Origin of the sequence: Burkholderia sp. AU17457, assembly GCF_002223255.1 — a bacterium.
Classification (GTDB): Bacteria; Pseudomonadota; Gammaproteobacteria; order Burkholderiales; family Burkholderiaceae; genus Burkholderia; species Burkholderia sola.
This window is the reverse complement of sequence record NZ_NKFB01000003.1, coordinates 606,892-629,418: the sequence shown is the minus strand read 5'-3', so window position 1 is coordinate 629,418 and position 22,527 is coordinate 606,892. Positions and strand designations below refer to the sequence as shown.

Sequence of the window (22,527 nt, the reverse complement as noted above, 5' to 3'; positions counted from 1 at the left end):
CGGGATGGACGACACTCAAACGATCGACAAAGGCCGATCGAGCTTCAACAATCCGGAAGAAGCGAAGTTTTTTCTCGCAACCGTCAACTGGCTTCTCAATGCTGGATACATCGATTTCACGCAGTTGTCCGGGGGATTTCCCGGTAAAGCAGTTCTCACTGCGAAAGGGCTAGAGGTACTTAAAGCCATGCCCGCGACCCTCAGTACGCAAGAATCGCTTGGCGATTTACTTGTGTCCGGCGTTAAGACGGGCGCAAAAGAAGCTCTTCAGAAAGGCGTCACATACGCGCTATCGGCCGGAGCTGCGTTTGCTTGGCAGAGGATCACTACGTAGGCAAGCTCACCAACTGTCCGTCGCCTTGTTCACGATGACTGTGGCGGCTGACCGACTTACCGGCCGCGACGACGTCCTCGGTATACTCGGCACCGCCCGCGATCTTCATCGCGACACCGCCACCCTCGCCCGGCTTGCCCTGCATGCCGCCGTTGAACGTCAGCAGTTGTTCGGTCGTCGTGTTGCCCGTGAACGTCGAGTCCGGCACGTCCGCTAGCAACTTCGCGCTGCGCAGCATTGCGCCGTCCGCCTTCAGCTCGAACTCCGTACCACCGATGCGGAACACGATCCGACCACCGGCCGGCACCGACAGCACGTATTCGTGGCTCGCATGGTTGTACTGCTCGAATGCGCCGTCCGGGAAGTCGGTCGCGGTCTCATCAGGACTCGACCGCCCCGACCCGCCGTGCTGCTCCGTGTAGTAGCCGGGCGCGACGAACGCACCGGCTAGATCGCCGGACGGTGCCCACAGGGCGACCTCTTCGTCCACGGACGGCGGACGCCAATGCCGAACCTTGCCGGCCGCACCGGCCTGCCATTTGAGCCAGTCGCTTACCCAATCGCCGACACGCACTTTCACGCGCGGCGGGTCGTACGTGATCGCCTCCACGACCGCGGATTGCGTCAGGCACGCCATACGGCGATCCATCTCGCCAAGCTCGAAATCGCTCACACGTCACCCCGCTCCGTGTTCGGCCGGATTCCAGTAGCGGCCTTCGTGCCCCGGCCCGGTCTCCGGATCGACGCCCCACAACACCGCGCGCCCCTTCAGCGGTGGCTCATACGTGTCGCCCAGGTCGAATTCGTGCACCCACTCGACGAGCCAAACGAGATACGTATCCAGTTCAGGCCGGAACGGATCTTCGCCAGCCGACCCGACCTGTTTGCCGGGCGTCATCGGCAGTCCCCACGTCGCCCCGTGCACTGTTTGCAGCACGCGCGCGGACAGCTCCCGCACCTGAACCTCGGCACCGTCGACCAGCGGGTCGACGATCACACGGGCCTGCATGCGCGCGATCAGCGGCACCCGGCCCGTGCCGTCGTCGTGTCCCGGTTCCAGCTCCGCAAGCTCGATCGCGACAAACGGCGTGTCGATCGACTTGCCGATCTTCGGGTACGCGTGGATACGTTCGAGATCCGGCAGGCGCGCACGCAAGCCGGCCTCGATGCCGTCATGGAGTTGTTTCAGGTTATCGAGCACGATTCGCCGCCTTCTGGATTTCGTAATTGACCTCTTGCCGCAGCACCGTCATCAGCCGCGCTTCGCACACGCGGGCAGCGCGTCGAAATGCCGGGTCGCCCGTCTGCGACCATTCGACCGTCACCACTTCGAACGGCGTTCGTGCCTTACCGGTACGTCGGTAGATCGCGCCGTCCGGCTGCGCCTTGGTCTTGCGCCACGCGCCCTCGAACAGCGATTTGCCGGCGCGCATCCCCTTCTTCGTGCGCCGAACTGCACCTAGCCGATGCGCCTCGAGCGGGTTCAGACCGAGCCACACCTTGCCCGCGTCGAGCGACCGCATGAAGAAGTACATCCGCTGCCGCAGGAGCTTCTGCTGAATGCCCGTCGCGCCGCTGACCTCTTTGGCCGTCTGACTCCGAATCCATGCGCCTGTCTTGCGCAGCGTCCGACGCCATGCCGCCTGCATTGCTGCAGGCGGCAGGCCCGTGAGCGCTTCGAGCGCCCCCCGTACGTCGATCTCGACCTTCAGCAGATCCATCGTCACCTCAGAATCAGGATTGTCCAGCCCGTGCCAGTCGGGTGAATCTCGAAGACACGGAACCGCTCGCCACCCGCTTCGACGATGCTGCCCTCACGCACGCGTGCCGCGTCGTCGTCCGTGATGTCGAGGATCGGCGCAACGAGCTGTGTGCGTTGCGTCCCGAGATCCGGGCCAAGCCAAGGCGCCTTGAACATGCCCTGCAGCGGTTTGCCGTCGATCGTGACGTCGTCCGACAGGTCTCGCTTCACGGCCGTGTCGACGTCGGCCATCAGATCCCGGAACGCCATGTCACGCCTTCAGCTTGACGAGCGCCTTCGGGCGCGTGCACAGGTGGATCGGGTTCGACTGCGCCTCGATCTCGACGCCCTTGCCGAAGGGCATCAGTTCCTGCTTTGCGTAGTACGGAATCCCGGTCGTGTTCACCGCTTCGACGTAGTCGGCCGGCGCGAAACGCGTGATGAACAGATCGGACACGCCCTCCGGCACCGCATGCGCTTCGTCGTCCGCGACATACCCGACATCGCCGACGCGACCGCGATAACGTTCGAACGTGCAACCGCCGAAGTCGAACGCGTCGCGCGCATCGCCACGAAGCTGCGCGGCCATCACGGACGCGAGATACGTCTCCTTCACCGACTTCGCGACGATCAGCTTGTTCCAGAACTCGCGCCCGCAGAGCACGCGCACGCCCGTGTACGTCACCGCGCCGAGCGAATCTTCGATCGCGTCCTGCACCTCGACGCATTTCTGACGAATCTCGGTGGTCGCGGTCGACAGCTCGAACGGAATGACCGTCTGCTCGATACCGAAGTACTTCAGCAGGTCGATCAACACCGTCTTGCCGTCCGCGTCGAGCACGGCGCCCTTGATTGCGCCGATGCGGTGGAATTCGTGCGTCGCATCGAGCTGCTTACGCATCTTCGCGAGTCGCCGATTCACGACGGTCTGGAGCGCCTCCAGCTCCGTTTCGGAACCGAACGCACGCAGATTCGCGATTTCGTCGGCCATGATCACCGCACGCTGCGGCAGATGCACCGTGTTGAACGGGATCATGCTGCGCTTGCTGCCTGCGACAACAGCGGCCGGTGCACCGCGCTGGCCAGACGCGACGAGCGACAGCGTGTCGCCGTCGCGCTCGATCTGGATCGTAGTCGTGGTGATGCCGTCCTCTTCGAACAGTCCGAGCGTGCCGATCCGGCCGGGAACATACGGCTGCTCGTTGATCGCAGCACTCAGGGACGACAGCGAAAACGCGTCGTCTTGAAACAGGGCGATATCCGCCATACAACCTCCGACATGAAAATGGATACAAAAAAGGCCACGCGGTCGGCGTGGCCTTGAATGGGGCGTGATGCGATCAGCGGACGATCACGTGTCGCTCGGCGAGATCACCGCGACCGGCTGCATCGAGCCCCGTGAGCAGCCCGCCAGCGACTTCAGCGAGCCGGACGACACCCGTCGCCGGTCGCGGCGCTTCGGACGCCGCCAGCGGCGCGTAGAGCACCGCTGCGGCGACTTCGGAACCGTCGTTCGCGGCGTTGTCGTACGGCGCGTATTCGCCGGTACTGGTCACGCCGAGCACCTGCCCGGCCGGCAACGCCGGACCAGCCTTCACGACGATCCGCTCGCGCGAGATCTGCCCGTTACCCTCCGACACGAGAAATTCAGCCGTCAGAGCGGCCTGTACCTTCCAGTTCGACATGAGTTTTCCCCTCCTCGGGTTGCGTCAAAGTTACTTGCCGCTCTTGCGAGCCGCGTAGATGGACGCCGCACGCGGCGCATTCGCGACCACGGGTGCGTCTTGCGACGCAACCGGGGCAGCACGATGGTTGATCGGCTTCTGCGAGGCCGTCATGCGCTCGAACAGCCGCGCGCGAACCTGATCCGGCGACAGGCCATCCGATACGAAGCCGGCCGTCAGCTCGGTCAGGCTCGCGGCCAGACAGATACCGGCGATGTCCTGCGCGTTGCGGATCGCGGCGTCGACGCTCGCGCGATCCCGCAGGCCGGTCGCCAGCACGATGCCTTCCGCGCAGTGTTCGATGCGCGCGTCGCGGCACGCGGCGTACACATGCGCGGCGAGAACCGACACGTCCGGCCCCGGCGCAGGTGTGGGCGTCGGCACCGGATGAGGCGTCGGATCGGGCGTTACCTCGCCGTCGTCCTCCAGCACAGCGCGGATTTCGGCCGGCACCGCCGCATAGCGTGCGGCGAGCCGTGCCGCGCCCGCATATGCTTCGATCCGGATCGGATCGATAATCGCGTCGCAGAAACCTTGCTCCTTCGCCTGAGCGGCCGTAAGCCACGTCTCGGCATCCATGATTGCGCGGACCTCTCCCTCGGTTCGGCCGCTGCGCTCGACGTAGGCCGCCAACATGCTGTCGGACGTGCTGTCCAGCAGATCGGCGAGCTTGCGCAGATCCTCCGCCTCGCCGGCCGCGACCGTATTCGGGTTGTGGATCATCAGCCGCGCATTCGACGGCATCTCGATCGTGTCGCATGCCATCAGGACCAGCGACGCAGCCGATGCGGCAACACCGTCGACGCGCCCCGTCACCTTGCCGCTATGCCGGCGCACCGCGTTGTAGATAGCGAACGCATCGAACACGTCGCCGCCCATCGAGTTGATCGCGAGGACGATCGACGTCGCTGTCGACGCCACCTCGTCCAGCTTCGTCGCGAATAGTTCCGCGTCGGTGCCCCAGAAACCGATGTCGCCGTAGATCCGGATCTCGACCTCGTTCCCGCCCGCCGCATTCGCTTGCGCGCGGATGTCCCACCACCGCTTCTTCCCTTTCATTCGCCATCCCCGTTAGAAAGATCGCCCGCCCCGTCGACCGGATCGAGCGTGTCATATCGAATCCCGAGCCGGCGCTCACGCGCGAGATCGTCCGCGTTCTCCTGATCGACCTGCTCCGGATCGTCACCGCGCGCGAGCACTGCACCTGTCCGGCTCGCGAGGCCGGACCGGATCTCCATCCGCTTCGCCGTGACGTCCTGCACCGGATGGATGTACGGCCAGCCCTGTGGAACCCACCGGACCCGCAGATAGTCGCGACGGTGTCGGTAGTAATCCGCCATCGGCATCGCGCCCGACAATGCGCAGGCGTCGACCCACCAGCGCCACACCTTCCGGCAAAACTGATGAATGAACACATTCCACTGGATCTGCTCGATCGACCGCCGGAACTCGTTCAAGATCACGCGCAGCACGCGATCGCTCACGTCGCGCAGATCGCCGGTCATGACTTCGTACGGCATGCCGACCGAAGCCGCAGCAGCCATCAGTTGCTGACGCATGAACGGCCCGTAGTCGGTCCCCGCGCCCGGCGGTTCGGCAAACTTGACGTCTTCTCCGGGAGCCAGCTCCTGCATGCTCCCCGGTTCGAGCGATACGACCGGCGAAAAGCCGTCGACGTCGTACTCCATCGCCGCGCCCGTGACCGGATCACCCATCAGGCCCGGCTCGGCAGGCGGCTTCGTGATGAATCCGGCAAAGAGGTTGCTGACCTCCTGACGGAACAGCACCGCGTCGTCGAAGTTGTCCAGCGACTTGAGCCGCAGCAGCACGGTCGACAACTCGGGAACACCGCGCACCTGGCCGGGCCGCAACGCGAGGAACACATGCGCGATCTCGTCGGCCGGCACGCGAACCGTCTGCATGTTGGCCGTCGCAGCACGTCCGTACTCGCCGGGGTGACGCTGCAATAGGTGATACGCAACGCGTCGACCCTCGGCATTGAACTCGACGCCGTTGACGATCTCGCCCCCGCCGGGGACGATCTCATTCTTCTCCATCGGCAGCAGATCGCCTTCGAGCAGCCGGATCTGCATCGGGACCGCCAAGCCCTCGCTCGGACTGCGGAACTGGCGACGAACCAGTACCTCGCCATCACTGAAAAACGCCCGTGCGGCAAGCGTCTGCACGCCCGCCATGTCGAACAGATCGTCCGCGTCGATCTCCTCGCAGCTATCCTCCCAAAGTTGCTTTTGCATCTTGCGCACGGCGTCGTTCGGATGCTGCGGGTGCGCTTGGATGCCGTTGCCGATGGTGTTCGATACGAGCCGTGCGATCGCCGTTTTCGCCCACGGATCGTTGCGGATCGCGTCGCGAGCGCGCGAGCGCAGCAGCGGCAGGTTTTGCACCGCCGCCGCATTCGGTCCCGCGCTCGACGTCCGCCACGACTTCGCCCGCGCGCCCGTCGTGCTCGCCGACTCGTAGGCCGCCGCTTTGAGCCGCGTCGGCACCACGAATCCGCGCCGCGCGAGTGACGGAAAGCCCGCCTTCATCGCACCCCCTTGCCGGCGTGACGAATCCGGACGATCGACGAACGCCCGGCCGCGCCGTTCAGGTCGCGAATGATCTCGGTGCGCGCCTCGCGCAGCTCGCCGATCGAGCGATATTTCACGCGCCGGTCGGCATACTGGACTTCCAGCTCGCCCTTCGCGATTGCAGACTGGATGTTCTGCAAATCCTGCTTTGTGTATGCCATGCCATTCCCTCGTTTAGCGCCGCTTCAGGTACGTCGAGCGACCAACACGACGCCCCTGAATGCGCGAAACCCCGCTCGGAGGCGGGGTTTCGGTGGGTTTTGCTACCTGCGGCGACGGCCGCGGCGTCTCGATAATCTCGGGCACGTCCGGTGGATCGGGCGGCACCTCGGCCGGCAGCGCCGCAGGCAATGCCTCCAGCACCGGGACCGCATCGAACAGGGAGACCTGCGACGCACGATGCTGCTCGACCTGCCAGTGCGCCTCGGTCATCAGGTGCACCTTCACGCTCCGAGCCGCGTGCAGCGCGTACCCTTCGCAGTCCAGTGCCTCGTTACGCGGGCTGATCTTCTTCCACACGCGCTTACCGCCACGCGGCCCCGGCACCTTGACCTCCGCCGTGAGCTGCGACAGGTAGTCGCTGCGCACGCCGCTATACCAGTGCATGCGGCCCGGCCCGTCGCCTTCGAGCTTCAGCCGGTTTTCGAGGATCAGATCCTTCGCGCGGCTCACACCGACCATATACGGCCGCAGCCCGTACTTCGCAGCCTTGCTGTTGTTGCGCGTCGAGTCGATCGACGCCTTCGGTACGCTGAAGATCTCCGCGTCGATGTTGCTACTGCCCTTCGCGGCCATGACGTTGTAACCGGCCTTCTGCGCCGCGCGCACGTACTTGTATACCGCGTCCGACGTCGCTCCGTCTGACGAGTCGATCGACGTTGCGCGTACACGCATCAGCCAGCCGTTCTCATGGCGGTATCCGTGCGACAACAGCATCGTCAACGCGCCCCATACCCCGCCTGTCATCGGGTCTTGCTGCTGCTCCGTCACATTGCCGTAGATCTCGCCCCACACGACGAGCCAGCTTTCCTCGCCGCGTCCCCACGCACGCACGACGACCGCGAGCCGGTCGTGTTGCACGTCGACGCCAAGCGTCAACACCAGACCTCCGAGCGGCACCGTCAGCTCCGCGTATGGCAGCGCACGTTGTGCGAGCACGTCCAGCTCGGGCAGATCGGTCTTGTACTTGTACGCCCGGCCCTGCGAGTTGTTCACGAACGAACGCATCTTCGTATCGTCGCCCTCGCGCAGCGCCTTGTCGGCCGTCAGCCACTTCTTGACCAGCTCGGCCATGTTCGAGCCGGGGAACGGCGACACCAGCTCGTTGATGCGGAAGCCGGCAACGCCGTGAAACGGTGCCGTCGCAACCCATCGCCCGCGACGGACAGCGCGAATACGCGTCGCGTCGTCCCACAACGAGCCGCAATGCGGGCAGGTGTAGCGGGCCGTCTCCGGTTGTGCGCGGCCGTAGACCTCATGTACGACTTCGGCGCCCTCGCTCCACGTGACGTTTTCCCACGCCAGCTCATGCTCCTCGTCACAATCAGGGCACGGCACCAGATACACGCGCTGATCCGATGCCGCGTAAGCCTGCTGGATGCGCGACAGGCCGTCGATGGTCGGCGTGCCGCCCAAGATCATCTTGCGTCGCCGGGCCGAATAGCTCTTGTTCCGTTCCTCCAGCAGCGTGATCGAATCGCCCTGCTCGCGAACGTTCGTATTCGCATCGTCCGGCTCCTCAACCGCAACGACCGGGGCCGGCGTCGACTTCACTTCGTCCGGCGCGTTCGACGTGATGAACTTCAGGAAGCCGCGTGCGAACGTCTTGTGATCCCACAAGTTGTTTTTGTCGCGGGCCGCGTGCACCGGCAATTTCGCCGAGAGGCGAGGCGTCACCTCGACCATCGGCTCGAACTTCTCCAGGTTGAACTTCTTCGCCGTCTTCTCTTTCGGGAACATGACGATCATCGGGCACGGGTCAACGTCGATCCGCTTGCCGATGTAGTTCAGCAGCACGCCATCTGTCCACGCGACCTGCGCCGACTTCATACACACGATCTTCTGCACGGTCGGATCGTCCAGCGCTTCGTGCATGCCGAACACCCACGGCGTGATGTTCGGGTTATACCGGCCGGGACTGGCCGATCCCTTCGCACTCAACCGGCGATGTTTGCGCGCCCAATCCGTCGTCCCGATCCGCTCCGGCGGACGCAGCATCGTCGCGATCCGGCGAATCACCGCGTGGACGGTCTGGGTCGTATTCAGAAAGCTGCTCAAGGCATCCATATATGTGCTCGTTCAACCATTCGACGTCCACCTCGACGCCGTATAGCGTGCGCAGCTCCTGCACCAGCTTGTCGGACAGCGACAGCAGCTCCGTTTGAAATGCGCCGACCATCAGGCCGTACGCCTGTTCGAGCTGCGCCGCGTTGACGAGCTGCCCCTTCTTCTCGGCCAGCGTCAGGAGCTTGATCTCGCGATCGACGATCTCGGTCTTCGCCCGTTCGGCGACGAGATCAATTCCCGTACCACTGGACCGGCCGGCCGCGACCTCGCGCAAATGCCGGATGTACGCGACGCGGATCTCGTCGATCGACGCCACGCGGTAATCGAGCTGGACCTTGTCGACGAACCGCGAAACGGCTGACTGGTCAAGGTCGAGATGGTCAGCGATCTGCTGCTGAGTCGGCATGAATATGACCCCCTATGGAGACTCGCCAGTAGAGAAAAAACGCGGGTGCGAGCCCCCGCGTACAAATCTGCCCGGCGGGTCCCCAGCTAGCTTCGCCGACAGCAGCGAATGTCAGCCCCCGCCGCGGAGTTGGTTGCACCTGCCGTGCGCGCCGGGACATCACTAGATCAGCGACCTTGTGTAAGGCATCGCCGATTCCTAATATTTACGAGGCAGGTCGCCTCACAATTATTTCCAATTGATCTGACGATACGCGGGGATTCAAATGAAAAATACGAAAGTCGCGGCACTTACAGGGGTAATACTCAGCCTGCTCGCTGGATGTTCGACACAGCCACCGGAACAAACCGATCTAGCTAAGGCATGGAGCCAAAAGCTGGCTCCATATGATCTCGTCACAATCTTCCCGCCAAGAACAGGCATCGAGCCGGGTGATCTATATGTGTTCTGTGCCAACCCATCCGACGACGCAAAAGTGGCCAGGTTTGCACCAATCTTTGTTACGTCGCTCGACGGCTTCCAAGAACGCCTAAGCAAATTCTTCACCGGCCGGTTGGAACTACCAGCAAATGCCAGTTTCAATAAGACGGCGCAAATATTTGATATCCCGGACGACGCAAAGGGCATCCGATCCCCTGGCAAGTGGACACGCCTCGGGCTAGCCAGCTTCCCAGAGATCTTCCAGATAGAAGGGTCGACAACAACGGCGGGCGCCTCCGCCCCGACCGGCTTCGCAATATTCGGCTTGGGGGGCCAAAGGAGAAGCTTGCAGACGTACGTCTTGTCGATGCCCGCTGCGGAATGGGTCGGCCTTCCGTGGCTTCAAGCCCAAGAACAGGCAGCCACATCGATCAAGAAACTAACCCCGTTAGAGCGTGCCGGCATCGCAAGTCTGCATCAAAACTTACGGAACAAGTTCGAGAACAATGCATGCGGAAGCGTCAGGCTCGCATACGTCCAAGAGGTTTTCTACGCTCGTCACATGACATTGTCATTCGGCACGAATCGTTCGGCTGCAATTAACGCGCAGGCCCGCCTTTACATCAACCCCAATCAAGCGCGGTACAACGTTCTTCAGGCTGCATCACAACCGGCCGCAAGCGCTCCAGCTCCGGCATCCGCACCAAGCGACGCGAAACAGGCTCAGGCCGTGAACGAAATGAACGCAGCACAAGCGGGGGCCAGCGCCGCAGGCAATTTGGGCGTACCCGGGGGCTCGGTTTCATCGGCTTACGTATCGGACGACGGCATGGCATTCGATTACTCGTTTGTACGCCCCGTAGCGGTAGGCGCGAAGGTCATTGACCTCCGTGTAGATACAAATGACATCGTCGTGAGCTGGAACTCTCCCACGCTCGGCCACCATGACGTCGGAGACGGATATCTATCTCAGTACCACACGTTCCCACCTGGCACTATACTGAAAGATCTCGACAATCCTAAGAAACCTAAGGTCGAGATCGTGCCATCCAAATAGGCATGTACAGCATGATCCCCCATGCATTCGATAAGTAGAACTTCGATCAATGCATGTACAAAAGCCCTGATCGCTTACGCAATCAGGGCTTTCAAAATACGTTTCGTATAGGCGAACGCCCCCACACGACCTAACGGGCTCCACTATGTGTTCTTATGTCCCGAGAGGTTTGCACGACTAACGCGCGGTGCCAGCGAATATCCAGTAACGCGGTAAAGGATGTTCGAAGTTTACGCGATCTGCTCTTGGAATGAAAGATGTTTCATTCTCGCAATTGTCGGCGCATTGTGTCGGACACCGATCCATTCACGTGGTCGAGCAGCGCATGCATGTCATGAAAGCGACGCGACCAGTGGCGGCGGTATTCATCGAGCGGGACGCCGATCGCCTGCGCACGCGCTGGTTCGTCCATCGGACGCTTGCCCGAGCCGGCGCAATCCGGGCAGATGTAGCGGCCGTCTCGCCGCACGATGCCGCGCCCTTCGCATCGCGCGCACTGGTCGTTGATCCACTCGTCAAGCAAACGTAACGCGAAACGTTCAACGATATCGACCTTTGCACGCTCGACTTCATGTCCTGCACGCTGATCGCGCCGCTCGTCGCGCTTCAGGCCCGTGAACCGACTGCGCTTGAAACGACCCGACAAGCGGATCATCTGCGCAAACAGCAACGTCGCTTTTCGGATCGTCGCTGGCTTCGTCTCTCGCCCTGCCTTGATCCGAACCAGCAAGCGACCGAGATCGTTCGCAAAGGCGAGTGCGCCCAAAGTAACTTTAGGATCGGCAATCGGGTCGGTGAACTGACCACGAACGCTCATTGCTACACCTGCCCGCTCCATCAAATCAATCATGACTCTCTCCTATTCGTCCTAATGTCTCAATGTCCCAAGGGAAAAAGGCTTGCAGGGGTGCGCGCCCGCGACATGCGACATGCGCCGCTCACGTCGCGCATGTCGCGCCCCTGCACCCGCGCCCGAGACCGCGCCTTGGGACGTTGGGACATGGGACGTCCGCAGCGCGCCAAGACGGGGTACGTGGCGCGCCTGCCGTGCTGGCACAGCGCGCCACGCAATCACAGCGGGCTGTCGTCATCACCCGCTGCGACCAGTTCGCGCTCCGCTTCCGGCTCTTGCTCTTCCTTCACGTAGTACCAGCCACGCGACCCGGTCGACTCGCGCTTGCGCACCCACCCGAGCGACTTCAACGCCTTGCCGATGCGGCGCTGCTCGGCCAGCGTCCACTTCGACGTGTCGAGCTTCAGAATGTCCGCGAGGATCTCTTCCATCGTCGTGCGCGACACAAATTCCAGAGCTTTGGCGATCTTGTCCTCGTACACGTCGCCTTCGTAGCGCTCCGCCTGCTCGATCTCGAACAGCGGACGCTCATGCTCTTCGACGTGCCAAACGACGCCCGAGCGATACAGGTGCATGGCTTCCGCCCAGAGCTGATCGCGAACGGCCACAATGCCGTCGATGTCGACCAGCCCGCCGACACGAAGCGGCCAGTAACGCCGGTTGCCCGATTCGTCTTTCAGGTACGTGTCGAAGTTGACCGAGCCAGCGAACACGCACTGACGCGGGACGTCCGTCGCCCGCTTGCCGTAGAAGTTGCGGAACCGGTCGACGGCCGTCGCGAAGAAGCTCTTCACGGCCGACGAGTCGGCCTTGTTCAACGAGTCCAGCTCGGCCAGCTCGATCACCCACTTACCGGCCAGCACCGCGTACGTGTCTTTATTGCCGATCTGGATCGGCGTATCGGTGAACCACGGTGCGCCAGCCAGCACCTTCAGCGCCGTCGATTTGCGATGCCCCTGCTTGCCTTCGAGGATCAGGACGTTGTCGACCTTGCAGCCCGGCTCCATCACGCGCGCGACGGCGGCGATCATCCATTTCATGAACGCGAGCCGCACATACTCGCTGTCGGCCACGCGCAGGTAGGTCGATGGCATCGAGCGCACACGCGGCACGCCGTCCCATATCAGCCCTTCGAGGTATTCACGCACGTCATGGAAGTGCTTCTCGTCCGCCACCAACAGAACCGCGTTCATCACGATATCGGTGCGCACCGAGAGGCCGTAGCGCTGCGACAACCAAAGCGCGCAGCGCTGATCGTCCATGTCAGTCCACTCTCCCTTCACGCCTTGCCGGAACGGCGGTGCCTTGCGCTTCATCACGCGGCCACCGAAGTCGTCCTGTTCGATGACGCCCTGCCAAGCTTTGTGATTCGCCAGGATCATGTGCACGTTGCCGAGCGTCGGCAGCAGCGTGCCCTTGTCCGAGCGCGCGAGATCCTGCTCCCATGTGTGCGCGCCGTTCTCTGCCTCGCGGCCATCCCATTCCGGCTGTTTCGCGGCAGCGGATGTCACGGCGGATTTCGTCGGCGTGTCGTCCGCGGTCGGCACCGCAACCGTCGCCGGCCGGATCTCTTCGTTCGCTGGCGCGATGACGCGCAAGATCGCCGCCTGCACCTGCGCCTTGACCGCCTCGAAGCCCTCTTCGACGTGGAGGTCGTTGAAATCGGTCAGCTTGCGCGCGCCGCGATTGGCGAATGCCGGATAGACGACGCTGACGTCGGCGACCATCGCTGCTGCCTCGTACGCGCGCTTCAGGCCCGTGTTCTCGAAGCGCTTACGTCGCAACGGCATCACATCGTTTCCGTAGCTCACCTCGACGTACGGCACACCATTGTCGTCACGACGGCGTGACGCGGCGACCATGTACCACGTGTTCTTCGCCTCGATCCGTACCGGATCAGCACCGAATACCAGCTCACCACTGAAGGCGAACTCGTCGGTGAGCCAGTCGCGCATGCGCTGCACGATCTTCCAGTCGTCGTCGGCGCAGACCAGCACATGCACATCCGGATACGTCGCACGCAGGTAGCGCACGGCCGGGAGGATGCCGCCAGCGTCGAAGCAGACATCGACTGCGAACGCCTCGTCGATCGCCATGCGGATCGATCGCGCGGTCGCGTAGCCTTCGGCGACCAGCACGATCTGATCGTCTGCGCCGACCTCGCCGAGCAGATACGTCGCGCCCTTCTTCTCCATGCCTTTGTTGAAGCGCTTCGCGCCGTCCGGCGTGATCTTCTGCAGACCGACGAGCCGAGCGTCGTCGCCGTACTGATACATCGGCACGAAGATCGTGCCGTCCGCGTCGAAACGCACGCCTTCGGCCGTGATGCGCTTGCGTTCGAGATAGGCAGACTCGCCATGCTCTGCTGCACGGTTCCACTGATCGCGCGCGCGGTTCGCGGCGAGCTTTGCCTGACGCGCATCGCGCTCGGCCTGCTCACGGTCGGCCGCTTCCTGCCGGCGACGCGTCTCCGCGAGCACTTCCTCGCTCATCGGTGCGCCGCTCCATTCGAAGCGCTCCGTGCCGGGATCGTCGCCCGAGAAATGTCCGAACGTGCCGCCATAGCCGATTACCGCGCCCTTGCTGATGATCTCGCGAAGCTGATACCAGTATTTCTTGCGCGGCCCATACCGATGATGTTTGCCGTCCGCGATCGGATGGCCGGCAGGCAGGTCGGGATGCCCCGCAGCACGCAATTGCTGAATAATCTGGTCCAGTGTCGCCATACAAGAATTCCCTCGATCAAAGTTACTTTGGCCGCATGTCGCGGCCAGATCACAATTGGTTGCGCTATGCGCTGTTAGCTCGCACGACGAGCCGCCTCCAGCTCGACGAGACGACGGTCGCGCTCGACCTTGTGAGAAAAGCTTCGCCACGCGGCTCGCCCTGCCGCGTAGCACTGGCGTCCGCTCGGCGAGCGGCTGTACTGCGATGCACCGCGTCGCAACGCGCTACTGATTCCGTTCACGTTCACATGGGTCTCCGGTTATTTGCCGCGCAGTCGACGCCATTCCGCCGACATGAGATCGTCGAACGCGGCAAGGTCCAGCGCGCAGAAACGATCGGTAAGCTGGTCGCGGAACGCGTGACGTTCCGCCTTGGTCGCGAGCGCGGCGCATGCGCGCGCAGCTCGCTCGATGAACAAGCGCACGCGCCCCGTTGCGTTCGCTTCCGCAAGAATCGGAGCAAGGCGATCGGGGAACGTGGCGAGCAATTCGGACAGCAAGCGCCCCGCTTCGGCGGGGGCATACTCGAATTGGGATGCGAGTGTCGTGACAGCGCATGCCAATTGCTGCTCGGGCGAGCAGCAAAGGCCGATATGCTCACGGTCGGGACGACAGCACCCCATACCGGGCTTAAACCGCTCCATGACGACGACGTCGACGCGCGGCGAGGTTGCGAGCAGCGTGAATCAAACGCTGGAACAGACGCTGGCCCTTGCGGCCGGTCGCGATGATCTTCTCGGCGTGTTGGTCGTCGATCCGCTGATCAGCCAGCGCACGCGTCACGTCGTCGGCGACGAGGCCAACATGCGCCTGCAGGTGCAGCGCCGTCGAAACAAGGCGCAGCGTGCCGGGTTCGCTGACGTCGTCAGCGGCATGGTCGTCGACGTGTTCGGCAACCAGCCCGAAGCGTGCGTTCAATGCATGCAGCGCGTCGAGCGCGTACGCCTCGCCCTCTGCCTTTTCCTGCATCCACTCGATCAGCAGCTCGAACATTTCCATCGACAAGCGACTGTCGCCAACACCACGCAAGCGAAGGCGAAGCGATTCTGGCGTGATGTTCTTACCGCGTCGGATGGTGAGGTGATTCGCCGCGTCGGCGACACCGCCGGGCGTGTTGCGAACAGACGTATAGAGGACGTCCAGCCATTCGGTACTGTCGTATCGGCAGGTCATAGCGTTTGAGATCGGAGCGTTTCATCCTGTCGCGACGCGCGAAACGTCACTAGGATTCGAGATGTGCGATCGAAACCGCACCGTTAGCTGTTGCAGACATGCGTTGCGCTTGGCGATGGCCCCGATTGACGGACGAAGGCCCAATCGACCCGACTGTTCAGTTCCTCACATCGCACGGCACCGTGGCAAAGCTGCTCAATTGGAGGGCAGTGTTCAGCCGGCACCCGCCGGCCCGCCTGCTTCCATTGCTGGACCGCCGCGCGAGTCACGCCAAGGTGGTCTGCAAGCGATTGCATAGTCAGCCCGGCCGCTTTGGCGGCCCGATCCAAGGGGTGTTCAACGATGTTGTCCATGAGCTTCCATCATCAGCGCAATGATAGAAATTCTAACATTCAAGAGATAGAAAATATAGCCATACGCGCGCAAGATTTTCTTACCATTGAGCGCATGGACATCGGTGAATGGATAAAGGCCAGCCGCGAAGCTGCCAGCCTCAAGCAAGATGAACTCGCGGAGCGATTGGGGAAGACGCGCGGCAACGTGTCAGCGTGGGAGAACGGCCGTCACGAGCCAAGCTTCGGCCAGATTCTTGAGATCGCACGTATTACCAAACATGCAATTCCCATCCCCGGCGTTGCGGGTACGCCCATTGGGAACGTTGTCCCGGCGAATGTCGGCACGCGTCGCATACCGCTGATCAGCAGCGTGCAAGCCGGCCTGATGAGCGAGGCAATCACTCCGTTTCCACCTGGCGGTGCGTTCGAGTACCTGCTAACCGATCTAGAGCTATCGGATCATGCGTTCGCCCTTGAGGTAGAGGGGGAATCGATGGCACCGGAGTTTATGCCCGGCGATAGAATCATCGTTGAGCCAGCCATTGCACCTAGGCCGGGCGACTATGTCGTCGCTAAGAACGGCAAAGAAGAAGCCACGTTCAAGAAGTACAGGCTTCGTGGCGTGAGTACGACTGGCGCGGAAGTGTTTGAGCTGGTCCCACTGAATTCCGACTATCCAACGATAAATAGCGAACACGAACCCGTTCGGATTATTGGCGTGATGGTTGAACACCGTCGATATCGCCGGCGATAACTCGCTCCTCGCAGTCCCGCTTCGGCGGGATTTTTTTTGCACACCCACTCCTGACTATTGCCTACTCGACCTCAATAGATAGATTTTCTACCGGCAAGGATAGTTTTTCTTGCATATGATTGGATAGAAAATCTATCATCCTCACGTCACCACCTATCGTGAGGAACTGATGAATCGCGAACTTCCTGAACTGCACGCCTCGCAACCCGTCGCTCACCACTGTCAAGCGAGCCGCCTGATCGATTGCCAGCTCTACGACCGTCACGAATGGCTCCGCGACGAGCAAACACCCCGCATTACCCTGTCCGAGCCGGCACGCCAAAGCAACTTTGAAAAATCGAAGATCTTCCGCTGGACGGTCGTCGCCGCCCTGCTGTTTGTCGTCGTGAATGTGTTTCAAGACGATCCGGTCGTCGCCCCAACGACCGCTTACAACGTCACCGTCTAAACCGCCCCGACATTGCCGGGGCGAGCCCGCCCCGGCGTCATGGAGACCACCATGCCGCGCATCAAAGTCAAAGCAGAACCCCTATTCGACGTCGAACGTCGCGACACCCTCTCACTCCGCACTTTCACGCGATACGACCGGAGCGCACGCCGTCCGTCGACACCGCTCCTGATCGGCAAGTACGTTGTCGGACGTCGCCCGCTGCCGGACAGGGTGCATACGGAATATTTGATCCTCGACGGTACCGAGATTGCGCGCAGGCAGATCTCGATTCCGGACGAAGGCAACTGCGCCGACGCAATCAAACGCCTGCGCGACGCCAAGCGCGCAGCGGGTGTCGAGGCGTTGAACGCCATCGATAAAGCGAAGAAGCGTGGCAAGACGCGGACGGCGACACCACGGGAGGTTGCGTAATGGACGACCGCACGCAACAGCTCGACCTGACCGCGCCGATCCCGACAGGGAGCGCGAAGGCCGCAGCGGCCGCTGCGGGCGCAACGTCGGCGGATCTGTGGATGGTCCCGTACGACCAACTTCATTACGACCCGTCCGACAACATCCGCCCCGTTGATCCCGAATGGGTGACGCACCTTACTGCCCTCATCATCGAGAACGGGTACGACAAGGGTTCGCCGCTTCATTGCTACGCGCGAAAGGTTGACGGGAAGGATCTGCTGTACGTGTACAAGGGGCAGCACCGCTACCTTGCGGCCGGCAAAGCAATCGAAACAGGCAAGGACATCGGCAAGATCCCGGTCGTCGTCCGTGACGCAAAGACGGTCAACCGCGCCGAAATAGTGATCGACGGCTATCTCAGCAACAATGGTAAACCGTCGTCGCCGCTGGATCTGGCCGCTGCCGTCGCAGAGCTGCGCGACATTCACGGCATGGCGCTCGCAGCCATCTGCAAGCGCTTGAACGTCACCGATCAAACGATCCGCGACGTCGGCCTGCTCGAGCGGGCACCGGCCGAACTGCATCAGCTCATACGGAACGGCCAATGTACCGGCACACTGGCCATCGAGCAGATCCGCCTGCACGGCGGCGACAAGGCGCTCGAACGCATCGTCGTCGGGATCTCCAAAGCCGCTGAAGCCGGCAAGACGAAGGTAACGAAGAAGTACCTCGAAGCAGCGCCCCTGCTCGATACGCATCCGGACGCGGAACCCTCTCCCGAGCACGTATCCGCAGCCGCAGCCGCAGCCGCCAACAGCGACGCCGCACCGCTCGTCGCGTCAACGGCCGCGGATGTCACGATCGAGACGCAGGCGCCGATGCAGGCTGCGTCGCGCCAAAGCGCCCCCGTCAAGATCAGCGAGAAACAGTCAAAGCAACTTTTGCAGGCCCTGCAGGCTGTACTCCATGACAAAAATTTCGGCCGACTGGCAAAGCCGACGATCGAAGCCGTTCATACCGCGCTGCTGCCGCTCGCCGATCTTCTCGGTCGCCCCTCGCCCGGAAAGGTCTGGCCGGTTTCCGAGCCGGATGCAAATGGCGGCTGCGAGCCTATCGATACGGTATGTGGGCCTGAGCGAACCGGGAGGATCAAGGGCCCACTGGCCTATATTCGCGTCGCGCAACCTGCGCCCGGCGCGTGGATTTACGCGATCGAATACAACACCGGGACCAGCTTCGCGAGCGACCCGCTGAAGGTATCGCCCCAGACGCGCGCGGTATGGACGCGCGTTCAAGCGATTCGTTCCGGCGCAGCGCGGCTTATCGAGACGATCAAATCACCAGTCCATGGGCGAACGAAGGCCGAGCAAGCATCATTTAAGCGCATTCTCGAATGGGCGAACGAGGTCATCGGCATGCCTGATCCCGACATGACTGCCGAATTCTCCGCCGCCACCGCGAAGGGTGAACGCCCCGATTTGTCGGATGTGCTGACGGCCATCGGGCATAAGCAACGGATCGCGTCGAATCGGGCGCTGCTCGACGCCGCATTCCCGACTTACAAGGCGAAGCTCGCTCTTGGCCCTGCGTCCGCATGGCCGTTCCCGACCGGAGCCGCTAATTGAACCCGCGCCCGGCCCTTTCTACCCCACGTCCGCTGCCGCGAAAGCGGGAACACGCGAAGAAGCGCCCGGCTATCGCACTGGCGAGCGTCAACGGCACTTCGATGCAATCGGACAACGACGGGCTGACGCCCGTAAAAACGATCCAGTCAGACGAAGCGCCGCTCGCGCGGCGCAAACCAGTCCAGATGAACGAAGCCTTGGCGGATACCCGCCAAGGCACGCTCGCGCGGCTCGACGCTCTGCGCATCGAAATCCGCGCGTTGATTGTCGATATCTCGCACGCGGCCGACGTCGAGCTACTGGACCTGATGGCCGACGAGATCGGATCGTTCGCTCGCCACAAGGCGGCTCAGGACGCACGCACCTGGGCAGCAACCGCCGGCATCACGCTGGAAACTGGCCTGATGCAACTTGGCCGTGCACTGCCGCAACGTGAGACAGATTCAAAGAACCAAGGATTCGAATTGAAATGATCCCATCACGGAACAATCCGGCCGAAGTGTACGGACTTAAGCCAATCAGGCAAGACAGCAAAGGCCCTCTTTTTAGCAACCTCGATACGCTGACGATGGTTGCGAATTACATCAACGCCGATTCTCACTACTTTCAACGACGACTCAAAGACATGAACACCGATTTCGCGAAGGCTGAATCCACCACGCAAGATGCAATCGCCCTCTTTGAACGCTCGCTGTCCCGCATGATCGAGGCCGAAAAGCAAGTCTCTGAGTCGACAAAAAAAGCGGCGGGGAGTGTTCGGAAGTCGGCAAACGAACTCGGCGACACGATGCAACGTCTCCTGAAAACGGCCGACATTGACCGCCTTGAACGTTATGCCACCGTCCTCGAACGCATGGCAACCGCAATGCAAGCATTGGCGACCTTGGAGATCGACGGCAAGCTCGATCGTATCGTCAGCGCAATTCGATAATGGGGAGCGTTAGCCGATGACAACGCCTCCGAAGCGCGCAGTCCAGTTTCGTCTCGAATTGCAGGCAGACACCGTTGATCACCTTGTCACCGCACTTACCGATCTCGCCGCGCAGATCAGTGCTAACCGGTTGAGCGCGCATGCAATCAGCGGCGGGGCCCTCAGCAGCCACGAATGCTGGCTTGCCGTCGCGGATCACCCGACGCACGCCGAATACATCGAGCAACTGGAGCAATGGCGCGACCGCATCACTGCAGATCGAGGAGGTAACGCGTGAGGACGCTTGACCTGATCGAGTGCGCGGAATTCCTGAAGATTGACCGCACGACGCTGCTCGACATCGTCCATCGCGGCGACATCCTTGGTGCCAAGATCGGCCGAGCATGGGTCTTTCTGGAGGACGACGTCGTGGCCTACCTGCGTGAACAGGTGCAGGCGCAAACGCAGAAGCGGATCGAACAGATCCGCAGCGGATCATCCGTGACGGACGAACGGGTGCACCGAGCCATCACAAAGCAGCTTTCGTCGACCGACCCGCGCCGTCCCGGAAGGAAAGCTCGGCCGCTCCCAAGGCTTCCTGACTTCGAGGGTCAACCGACGCACCAAGCAGCATGAGTCCGAGTTCGGTCGGCCTCATGAGGCCGACCGGCAAGCACACCTTGCAGATGTTATGCACCTAGCCCAAGTCTGCGCAATTCAGCAATGGTTTCAAGCCCCGCCGGCTGCACGACACTGTGAGGTAGTGGATCGTCCTCGAAATAGTACGCAGCGCCGACCACTTCTTCGGGACGAAATCGCGGAACCTTACCAATATGATCAAACTGCGCGAGAAACTCGTCAGTCGACGTGGGTCGGGAAGCCTTCAACGTAGTCAGGATCTTGGCCTGCCATCCGGCGTCCTCTTCCGTGATCGGCCACGAAGCCAAGTCGAGCAAGTCGATGCCATAGTGCTCTAACACGGCTAAGACGAAAGTGGCACATGTCAGCCCTGCCCCAAGTTCCGTCTTGATCAGCTGCTTCGTGTCCCTATCAAAGTACTCGCCACCATCGTAGACGATCGAGTATGGCAGTCTAGTAGAGTTAATAGATTGTAGAGTTACCAATAAGCCGATCAGCGCACTGGCCGTAAATGGGTCAAGAAAATCAGAAATTACATATGCGTAACCCGGATCGATCTGTTTGTATCTGCATGTATTGTGCCATGCGAGATCAAATAAGTGGAGGGCATCCCCATCACCCTTCACTACGAAACCGACGTGCCGTTGTCCCTCAGTGTGCGTCACAGCCTCACCGCAGATCACAATTGCGAGAGACAAATCTTCCGGCAACCGATCGTCTACTTTGTGCAGCGCGATTGTCATACGTCAGTATTATTAGCGATCGAGGCCACGAAGCAATTTCGCTGCATTATGTCCACGACTATCGAGTTCTCGTCGAGCCGAATCCAACAACCCTCGCCATGCCGGCAAATGCTTCCGAGCGGAAAATGACGAACGCAACATAGCTATTATCGAGTATTCAGTCAATTCCCGCACCTCGGCCTCTTTCAGAAGGAGGTTTACCATGGCATAGGATCTTTGACGAAAACTTTGCTCGATAAAATATACGAGATAAAACGACGCCAATTGTGGCCTACCTGCCTTTTCGTAGCTCGCGACCATGCCTTTGGCACGACTCAACTCACAGAACATCGCCGTCTCCGATGACTCCGCGCCGGAGGCATCAATAGTCAGGGCGGAGGACCAAATCGTAACGGCACTTTTCAAGATAGTGCGCGACGACCTCATCCAAACGTCAGAGGCATTCAGAGCAGACAGGTCTTCGACGCTAGTTTTCCAAGTTCGGAGTATGGCACGAGCCGCATCAACCTTCACCGCTTGGCTTACCCATTCATCATCCACATCGGATGTAGTCGATGTGCTTAATACACGCTCATAGCTGTGCGGCACCTCAACGCTTCGTGCAAGATCGACACCAATACGCATCATGGCCCCACTCCTTCCTTCATCATTGCTTCAGCCGAATCTGACAACTCATCGAAAATACTAACGATTTTATCGACAGGAAGCCGACTAGTATGTTCAACGGGGGTACTAAAATCCAATTCAGCCCGACAATACATAAAATCAGACACGCTAGGAACCGGACCCGCCGGAGTTATATTTATCAACTGAAGAGAAAGTGTCGAAAGCTTAATCAGGCGATTTATGACATTGCCTTCGAGATTCTTGGAGTCACGCGGATAATTAACCTGCAAAAACAAATCTTTAACATCAGACTCTTTTGCATTGAAAATTGGCAAATAATCGCCTATGGCCGCATTACCGGCCTTGATAGACTCGACAGGCATTAGGAGCACTGCGCCGAATGCAACGCGGATCCACGGGATCTCGCTTCCCTTCGCTTCTAACCATGTCTTCACCGGCTTCCGAAGCGCCGAAAGAAAGTCGGATGCACCTCCAAGAACGGGCAGCTTGGGGCTACCTGCGTCGACTGCCGAATAGATCCAATCGGCTCGGTTGAAAGCGATTCTCATATCCAACCTGCCCGGCCCGAACGCGCCAGTTTCGGAGTGCTCAAGCACATTGGGTTTCGATGTGACCTGCTCCGGAGCAACGCCTACGGCAGTCTGCCACCAGTCCTCGGCCTTTCCAACTGGTTGCTGACTTATGAACGAAGCCCGTAGCAACTGGACTTCCCACGCACCGATGTCCGGCAAAGCCATGA

Annotated in this window: 29 protein-coding genes; 10 read left to right on the top strand and 19 right to left on the bottom strand. The window is 61.3% G+C overall.

The window, feature by feature from the left end; genetic code table 11:
• Positions 1-4: 4 nt before the first annotated feature.
• On the top strand, positions 5-334 hold the full coding sequence (locus tag CFB49_RS35475; RefSeq protein WP_143329236.1) for a hypothetical protein: 330 nt from the start codon (positions 5-7) through the stop codon (positions 332-334).
• On the opposite strand, the gene CFB49_RS05430 is transcribed toward CFB49_RS35475, so the two are convergent.
• The 11 genes from CFB49_RS05430 to CFB49_RS36220 form a co-directional block, all read right to left on the bottom strand.
• Positions 327-1,007, bottom strand: coding sequence for a phage baseplate assembly protein V (locus CFB49_RS05430; RefSeq protein ID WP_089490832.1), 681 nt, complete (start codon positions 1,005-1,007; stop codon positions 327-329). The two genes, CFB49_RS35475 and CFB49_RS05430, sit on opposite strands and share 8 nt — an antisense overlap.
• Before the next feature lie 3 nt (positions 1,008-1,010).
• Positions 1,011-1,535: a hypothetical protein gene (locus tag CFB49_RS05425; RefSeq protein WP_089490831.1), complete on the bottom strand. Its 525-nt coding sequence runs from the start codon at positions 1,533-1,535 to the stop codon at positions 1,011-1,013.
• On the bottom strand, positions 1,525-2,055 hold the full coding sequence (locus tag CFB49_RS05420; protein ID WP_089490830.1) for a phage tail protein: 531 nt from the start codon (positions 2,053-2,055) through the stop codon (positions 1,525-1,527). The genes CFB49_RS05425 and CFB49_RS05420 overlap by 11 nt, the downstream gene beginning before the upstream one ends.
• 2 nt (positions 2,056-2,057) lie before the next feature.
• Positions 2,058-2,345 (bottom strand): head-tail joining protein, encoded by a 288-nt coding sequence (locus tag CFB49_RS05415; protein ID WP_089490829.1) that lies wholly within the window; start codon positions 2,343-2,345, stop codon positions 2,058-2,060.
• 1 nt (position 2,346) lies between these two features.
• On the bottom strand, positions 2,347-3,342 hold the full coding sequence (locus tag CFB49_RS05410; protein ID WP_053524098.1) for a major capsid protein: 996 nt from the start codon (positions 3,340-3,342) through the stop codon (positions 2,347-2,349).
• 73 nt (positions 3,343-3,415) lie between these two features.
• Entirely contained in the window at positions 3,416-3,760 is a 345-nt protein-coding gene (locus tag CFB49_RS05405; protein WP_023475482.1) for a head decoration protein, read from the bottom strand.
• 30 nt (positions 3,761-3,790) lie between these two features.
• Positions 3,791-4,858 carry a head maturation protease, ClpP-related gene (locus CFB49_RS05400; RefSeq protein ID WP_089490828.1) on the bottom strand — a complete coding sequence of 356 codons (1,068 nt, stop codon included), beginning with the start codon at positions 4,856-4,858 and terminating at the stop codon, positions 3,791-3,793.
• Positions 4,855-6,348, bottom strand: a complete 1,494-nt coding sequence (locus CFB49_RS05395) for a phage portal protein (RefSeq protein ID WP_089490827.1) — start codon at positions 6,346-6,348, stop codon at positions 4,855-4,857. Before CFB49_RS05395 ends, CFB49_RS05400 begins: the two co-directional genes overlap by 4 nt.
• The gene (locus CFB49_RS05390; RefSeq protein WP_006497114.1) at positions 6,345-6,551 is read right to left on the bottom strand and encodes a phage head-tail joining protein; all 207 of its coding nucleotides are present in this window, start codon (positions 6,549-6,551) and stop codon (positions 6,345-6,347) included. The genes CFB49_RS05395 and CFB49_RS05390 overlap by 4 nt, the downstream gene beginning before the upstream one ends.
• A gap of 13 nt (positions 6,552-6,564) precedes the next feature.
• Positions 6,565-8,484 carry a phage terminase large subunit family protein gene (locus CFB49_RS05385; protein WP_315855836.1) on the bottom strand — a complete coding sequence of 640 codons (1,920 nt, stop codon included), beginning with the start codon at positions 8,482-8,484 and terminating at the stop codon, positions 6,565-6,567.
• Positions 8,485-8,512: 28 nt separating this feature from the next.
• A complete protein-coding gene (locus CFB49_RS36220; protein ID WP_179234861.1) occupies positions 8,513-9,082 on the bottom strand; it encodes a MarR family transcriptional regulator in 570 nt (189 codons plus the stop codon).
• 265 nt (positions 9,083-9,347) lie between these two features.
• Here CFB49_RS36220 and CFB49_RS35470 point away from each other — a divergent pair, with 265 nt between their 5' ends.
• Positions 9,348-10,559: a hypothetical protein gene (locus CFB49_RS35470; RefSeq protein ID WP_143329235.1), complete on the top strand. Its 1,212-nt coding sequence runs from the start codon at positions 9,348-9,350 to the stop codon at positions 10,557-10,559.
• Positions 10,560-10,821: 262 nt separating this feature from the next.
• Here the strand turns inward: CFB49_RS35470 and CFB49_RS05380 are convergent, their stop codons facing one another.
• The 5 genes from CFB49_RS05380 to CFB49_RS05360 form a co-directional block, all read right to left on the bottom strand.
• Positions 10,822-11,409 carry a hypothetical protein gene (locus CFB49_RS05380; RefSeq protein WP_089490825.1) on the bottom strand — a complete coding sequence of 196 codons (588 nt, stop codon included), beginning with the start codon at positions 11,407-11,409 and terminating at the stop codon, positions 10,822-10,824.
• 221 nt (positions 11,410-11,630) lie between these two features.
• A complete protein-coding gene (locus tag CFB49_RS05375) occupies positions 11,631-14,138 on the bottom strand; it encodes a VapE domain-containing protein (protein ID WP_089490824.1) in 2,508 nt (835 codons plus the stop codon).
• Between the two features lie 260 nt (positions 14,139-14,398).
• Complete coding sequence (locus tag CFB49_RS05370; protein ID WP_089490823.1) at positions 14,399-14,782, bottom strand: hypothetical protein; 384 nt, start codon at positions 14,780-14,782, stop codon at positions 14,399-14,401.
• Entirely contained in the window at positions 14,769-15,311 is a 543-nt protein-coding gene (locus CFB49_RS05365) for a phage regulatory CII family protein (RefSeq protein WP_060044608.1), read from the bottom strand. The genes CFB49_RS05370 and CFB49_RS05365 overlap by 14 nt, the downstream gene beginning before the upstream one ends.
• Positions 15,312-15,394: 83 nt before the next feature.
• Positions 15,395-15,664, bottom strand: coding sequence for a transcriptional regulator (locus tag CFB49_RS05360; RefSeq protein WP_072465517.1), 270 nt, complete (start codon positions 15,662-15,664; stop codon positions 15,395-15,397).
• On the opposite strand from CFB49_RS05360, the gene CFB49_RS05355 reads away from it, so the two are divergent.
• The 8 genes from CFB49_RS05355 (at position 15,663) to CFB49_RS05320 (ending at position 20,415) form a co-directional block, all read left to right on the top strand.
• On the top strand, positions 15,663-16,400 hold the full coding sequence (locus CFB49_RS05355) for a LexA family protein (RefSeq protein WP_249190258.1): 738 nt from the start codon (positions 15,663-15,665) through the stop codon (positions 16,398-16,400). The genes CFB49_RS05360 and CFB49_RS05355 overlap by 2 nt on opposite strands.
• Positions 16,401-16,569: 169 nt before the next feature.
• Positions 16,570-16,848, top strand: coding sequence for a hypothetical protein (locus CFB49_RS05350; RefSeq protein WP_249190259.1), 279 nt, complete (start codon positions 16,570-16,572; stop codon positions 16,846-16,848).
• Positions 16,849-16,899: 51 nt separating this feature from the next.
• Complete coding sequence (locus CFB49_RS05345) at positions 16,900-17,262, top strand: beta-hexosaminidase (protein WP_089491418.1); 363 nt, start codon at positions 16,900-16,902, stop codon at positions 17,260-17,262.
• Positions 17,262-18,869, top strand: a complete 1,608-nt coding sequence (locus CFB49_RS05340; RefSeq protein WP_089490822.1) for a ParB/RepB/Spo0J family partition protein — start codon at positions 17,262-17,264, stop codon at positions 18,867-18,869. The genes CFB49_RS05345 and CFB49_RS05340 overlap by 1 nt, the downstream gene beginning before the upstream one ends.
• The gene (locus tag CFB49_RS05335; RefSeq protein ID WP_249190260.1) at positions 18,866-19,342 is read left to right on the top strand and encodes a hypothetical protein; all 477 of its coding nucleotides are present in this window, start codon (positions 18,866-18,868) and stop codon (positions 19,340-19,342) included. The genes CFB49_RS05340 and CFB49_RS05335 overlap by 4 nt, the downstream gene beginning before the upstream one ends.
• On the top strand, positions 19,339-19,800 hold the full coding sequence (locus CFB49_RS05330) for a hypothetical protein (RefSeq protein WP_089490821.1): 462 nt from the start codon (positions 19,339-19,341) through the stop codon (positions 19,798-19,800). The genes CFB49_RS05335 and CFB49_RS05330 overlap by 4 nt, the downstream gene beginning before the upstream one ends.
• Positions 19,801-19,816: 16 nt before the next feature.
• Positions 19,817-20,077 carry a hypothetical protein gene (locus tag CFB49_RS05325; RefSeq protein WP_089490820.1) on the top strand — a complete coding sequence of 87 codons (261 nt, stop codon included), beginning with the start codon at positions 19,817-19,819 and terminating at the stop codon, positions 20,075-20,077.
• A complete protein-coding gene (locus CFB49_RS05320; protein ID WP_089490819.1) occupies positions 20,074-20,415 on the top strand; it encodes a helix-turn-helix domain-containing protein in 342 nt (113 codons plus the stop codon). Before CFB49_RS05325 ends, CFB49_RS05320 begins: the two co-directional genes overlap by 4 nt.
• 53 nt (positions 20,416-20,468) lie before the next feature.
• Here CFB49_RS05320 and CFB49_RS05315 read toward each other — a convergent pair whose 3' ends face one another.
• From CFB49_RS05315 to CFB49_RS35460, 3 genes are read right to left on the bottom strand one after another with little or no spacing between them, the layout of a single operon-like run.
• A complete protein-coding gene (locus CFB49_RS05315; RefSeq protein WP_089490818.1) occupies positions 20,469-21,161 on the bottom strand; it encodes a hypothetical protein in 693 nt (230 codons plus the stop codon).
• Between the two features lie 12 nt (positions 21,162-21,173).
• Positions 21,174-21,788, bottom strand: a complete 615-nt coding sequence (locus tag CFB49_RS35465; RefSeq protein WP_143329234.1) for a hypothetical protein — start codon at positions 21,786-21,788, stop codon at positions 21,174-21,176.
• On the bottom strand, positions 21,785-22,525 hold the full coding sequence (locus CFB49_RS35460) for a hypothetical protein (RefSeq protein WP_143329233.1): 741 nt from the start codon (positions 22,523-22,525) through the stop codon (positions 21,785-21,787). Before CFB49_RS35460 ends, CFB49_RS35465 begins: the two co-directional genes overlap by 4 nt.
• Between the last annotated feature and the right edge of the window lie 2 nt (positions 22,526-22,527).